This window comes from Luedemannella helvata, assembly GCF_039528415.1.
Taxonomy (GTDB): Bacteria; Actinomycetota; Actinomycetes; order Mycobacteriales; family Micromonosporaceae; genus Luedemannella; species Luedemannella helvata.
In genome coordinates, this window is record NZ_BAAALS010000066.1 from 1 (window position 1) to 3,783 (window position 3,783).

At 69.4% G+C, this 3,783-nt stretch carries 7 protein-coding genes; 2 read left to right on the forward strand and 5 right to left on the reverse strand.

Translation table 11 applies throughout. The features are described from left to right. Window positions 1-108 precede the first annotated feature (108 nt). Window positions 109-486 (reverse strand): helix-turn-helix transcriptional regulator, encoded by a 378-nt coding sequence (locus ABD191_RS28440; RefSeq protein ID WP_157854931.1) that lies wholly within the window; start codon window positions 484-486, stop codon window positions 109-111. 186 nt (window positions 487-672) lie between these two features. Between ABD191_RS28440 and ABD191_RS28445 the strand changes: the two genes are divergently transcribed. Both ABD191_RS28445 and ABD191_RS28450 read left to right on the forward strand, forming a co-directional pair. Further along, on the forward strand, window positions 673-1,104 hold the full coding sequence (locus ABD191_RS28445; RefSeq protein ID WP_157854932.1) for a hypothetical protein: 432 nt from the start codon (window positions 673-675) through the stop codon (window positions 1,102-1,104). Further along, window positions 1,101-1,883, forward strand: a complete 783-nt coding sequence (locus ABD191_RS28450; RefSeq protein WP_344088909.1) for a BRO-N domain-containing protein — start codon at window positions 1,101-1,103, stop codon at window positions 1,881-1,883. The genes ABD191_RS28445 and ABD191_RS28450 overlap by 4 nt, the downstream gene beginning before the upstream one ends. Before the next feature lie 47 nt (window positions 1,884-1,930). Here the strand turns inward: ABD191_RS28450 and ABD191_RS28455 are convergent, their stop codons facing one another. The 4 genes from ABD191_RS28455 to ABD191_RS28470 form a co-directional block, all read right to left on the reverse strand. Next, the gene (locus ABD191_RS28455) at window positions 1,931-2,545 is read right to left on the reverse strand and encodes a hypothetical protein (RefSeq protein WP_030901089.1); all 615 of its coding nucleotides are present in this window, start codon (window positions 2,543-2,545) and stop codon (window positions 1,931-1,933) included. Window positions 2,546-2,573: 28 nt separating this feature from the next. Then, the gene (locus tag ABD191_RS28460; RefSeq protein ID WP_030901092.1) at window positions 2,574-3,248 is read right to left on the reverse strand and encodes a hypothetical protein; all 675 of its coding nucleotides are present in this window, start codon (window positions 3,246-3,248) and stop codon (window positions 2,574-2,576) included. After that, window positions 3,245-3,454 (reverse strand): hypothetical protein, encoded by a 210-nt coding sequence (locus ABD191_RS28465; RefSeq protein WP_030901107.1) that lies wholly within the window; start codon window positions 3,452-3,454, stop codon window positions 3,245-3,247. The genes ABD191_RS28460 and ABD191_RS28465 overlap by 4 nt, the downstream gene beginning before the upstream one ends. After that, window positions 3,451-3,783: hypothetical protein (locus ABD191_RS28470; RefSeq protein WP_344088917.1), on the reverse strand; the 333-nt coding region annotated here is incomplete at its 5' end. The genes ABD191_RS28470 and ABD191_RS28465, both read right to left, overlap by 4 nt.

Consider the following 3,783-nt stretch of genomic DNA (forward strand, 5'->3'; position numbering starts at 1 on the left):
CACGTGGAGCGTGACGAGTCGGCAACCTGGCCGCGCGCCAGCTGAGACGCAAAGGAGCCCCCGACCATAGGTCGGGGGCTCCTCCTTTTTGCTTGTGCGGTGCACCACCTACAGCAGGCCGCGTGCGTGCAGATCCGCAAGGACACGCTGAGACAGCTCCTGAATTTCGGCGGCGGTCAGATCGCCTCGTGTGGCAATGGCGGCCAGCGAAATCGACCGCTCCAGCTCGGATGACAGGTCCGCCTTGACTGCTTTCACCGGTCGCTGCCCGGTCAATATGGCGGTCGCGCGCCCGGACGGCCATCCAAGCGCTTCCTCAATCTTCGGGAGGGAGGGGGGGATGCGGCCGCGCGTCTCGCCCTTTTCCACCTTGTGGTACGTCATGCGCGAGACGCCCGCCTTCTCAGCGAGAGCCTCCATGGTGAGGCCTAGCTGGAGGCGGGTGGCGCGAAGCTCTTCGCCGAGTGCTACCCAGTCCAGGTCCATGGCTACATGATGCACCATCGCTTTACGTTCGTCCACGAACCCGTTGCGCAATGTCCAGCGAATGTCTAACGTAGTGCTCACGGCAAGCGAAAGGCCGGACGGAGGCAACCGTCCGGCCCTGTCGTCCAGCGAGAGGCGACTCGCTGAGCAGTAGAGGTCCCATCTGCGTGAAAGGAGCGCTCTCTGATGAGCGTAGCAACGCACAAGGCCACCGCCCAGTCAGGCGAAGGGGAAGTGTCGCGGGTCACCAGCGCGAAGCAGCTCGCTACCTTCGCCGACGAGCACGGCATCGTGCTCCAGGTACGCAAGGGCCGGAGCCGCGGTTCCCTTGAGTTCGGGCGACTCGACAACGGCCGGAACGTCATGGTCATGGACTCGGACAGCGACCCGGCCGAGGTACTGGCGTTCGCCCGCATCGTGGTCGAACGGCGCGCAACCGACGCGAAGGTATTCGCGGTCGAGGAGGCTCTGGCCACCATCGCCGAAGCGAAGCCCGGCTTCGCCGAACTGGCCGCACTGTTCAAGCACTCGTCGATGTGGAAGCTGAACGGCGCTGGGCAGTTCATCCGCCTCATCGAGGACACCCTGGACGCACTCCGCAAGGAGGCAATCGCATGAGCGCTCTCCAGGCCTTCACCTTCGAGGGTGCCGAGGTGCGGACGGCCCTCATCGATGGCGAACCGTGGTGGATCGCAAACGACGTTTGCGCAGCCCTCGGCATCGCCAACGTCGGGAATGCCCTCGCGCGGCTCGACGAGGACGAGAGGAGTTCCATCGGGCTGGCGGATGGAAGCCCGGGAAATCCCAACCGCTCCATCGTCAACGAGCCGGGGCTGTACACGCTCCTGCTCCGTTCGGACAAGCCCGAGGCGAAGAAGTTCAAGCGCTGGGTAACGCACGAGGTGATCCCGGCAATCCGCAAGAAGGGTAGCTACGAGGCGCCCTCGCCGGCCCCGGCGCAGAGGGAGATCACCGCGGCGGCTGGCGCGCTGCCGTACCGCGAGCAGGCTGAGATCCTCGCCATCCTCCGTCCCGCCCTCCCGGAGCCCTACGCGACGGCGACGGCGAAGGTGATCCTGGCCCGCGCAATGGGCGAGCGGCCTGAGCTGGATCCGTCGGAGACTCCGCTGTACGCGGCGACGTTCCTGGCGGAGAAGGGTCACAAGGCGAAGACCGTGGCCAAGTTCCAGTCCGGGTTCGGGCAGCGGGTGTCGCACGCCTATCTGAAGCGGAACGGCCGTCGGCCGGAGAAGATCGCCGGCCCCGCCGGCTCCCGGATCGACACCGTTGCGGTCTACACGGCGGAGGACCAACCGCTGCTGGAGCAGGTGTACGCCGGCATGGCCGACCTGATCGCCGCGTTCGAGCACGGGGACCAAATCGCCATCAGCGCCTGACCCTGAACGCACTGAAGCGCCCCAGCCAAGTCGGCTGGGGCGCTTCTTCACGCCGCGGTCCGTTCCGCCATGGGCAGCTGGAGTACCTCGCTGTGCCCGTACTGGGTTTCGCATCCGGGGCAGCGGGCGCCCGGGGTGTCGATGGTGACGCGAAGGACCGTGCCGCACGGGCATTGGACGGGGATCCGGCGAGGCGGCTTCTCCCCGGTCAGCTGCCCTTCGGCCTGCCGCTTGAGCTGGCCTATCTCGCGGGCGAATTCGGCGAAGGCGGGGTGGGATGCGGCGGCCCAGGCGAGGTTGATGCGGAGCGCGTGGACGGCTTGGTCGAGTTGGCCTTGGAGGTCGCCGGTCCAGCGGGGGTAGCGCCAGCCGAGGGTGTCGTGCCAGTCGACGAGCCAGGTCTGCAGGATCGTGATGATCCCCCCGCGGGCGGTGAGGCTGAGCGGCTCCAACCGGACGGGGATGGGGGCGCCGCGCGTGCCGGAGACGACGGGCCCGCCGCTACAGCTGCCGGGGGTGAGGCTGTCGGCGAGCTGGGCGTACAGGCCGTCGGGGCCGGCGAGGGCGCGGAGGTGTTGGTCGACGCGGTTGGTGCAGGGGCGGCAGGCCTGGTGGTCGAGCTCGTCGGCGTACAGGGCGCTCGTGCAGACGGTGCAGTGCATTGGTGCTCCTTGCGGCGGCGCGGGTGGGTCAGGCGTCGAGGTGTCGGAGTGCGATGCGGAGTCCGGCGGCGATGCTGCTGTGACTGATCCCGCCGTCGGCGTTGGGCTCGAGCAGGCAGCCGTCGTGGTGGTCGGCGTCGGCCCGTATCAGGTCGGCGGCCTGGGCGATGGCGTCGAGCTTTGCGTTGAGGGCCTTGACCTGCTCGGCCAGCTCGAGGACTTCCTGCCGCCACTGCTCGCGGCTGGCGCGTGCCTGCTCGAGCTCCAGGTCTCGGACAGCGAGGACGGCGTCGCGTACCCGGTGGACGCCTTCGATGCCGCCGCAGTCGACATTGGGGCCGATGGCTGCTTCGACGGCGGCCACGTATTCGGCGCGCGGGTCGGGGATGGGGTGGGCGTTGTGGTGGCGGCAGCCGTCGCAGGCGCACCGGCAGTCCGTCGGGTGCGGCTCGTCGGCGGTGGGCGCGTGCCGGTGGAAGCCGTGAGCGTCGCAGAAGCCCTCCTCGCCGGAGCACTTTGCCGAGTCCGGCGGCTCAGAGACTTCCGCGCTCACGGCCGGGTCGTTGACGCCGGTCCGGACGCAGGGGTTCTGGGCGCACCGGCAGTCGGCGCAGGGCCAGCAGAACGGCAGGTCACGGTAGTTGCGGTAGACGACCGGGCCGCCGCCGCACACGCAGCAGCCGGTCTCGGGCTGGTCGGTCACAGGTACTCCTGACTGGGTTGGATGGTGGTGATGCGCTGCTTCTGCCAGTAGGTGGGTCTGCCGGCCGCCCTGCCGTGGTCGCCGGGGATGTAGCGGGGCCGGGCGTGGAGGTCTAGGTGGGCCTGCTCGTCGGGGTCGGGGGCCGGGCTGGTGTCGCAGGGTTCGATGTCCCAGCCCGGCCCCCACAGTTCGAGCTGACCGGTCACGGCGCGGTCTCGGCGACGGACGGACACTCGTGCAGCTGGTGGTGACGGCGGCGCGGTCGATAGTGGCCCTCGTGGCAGGGGGCGTCGCAGTCGTCGTCGCAGTCCGTGGGGCACGCAGGCGCCGCAGCGCTGTGCTCCACGGCGCCGGGTGCGCCGTCCTTCCACCGGACGACCCGCCCGTCGGTTTCGGGCCCGCGGTGCCAGTCGTCGTCGTGGTGGGCGGGGAGGGTGCAGTGGTGGAGGCGGGCAGTCACCGAGTCGTCGATGCGGGCGGTGCACAGGACGGTCATGGCAGGTCCTTCCGGTGGATGCTGGTGGGGTCGGGCGCC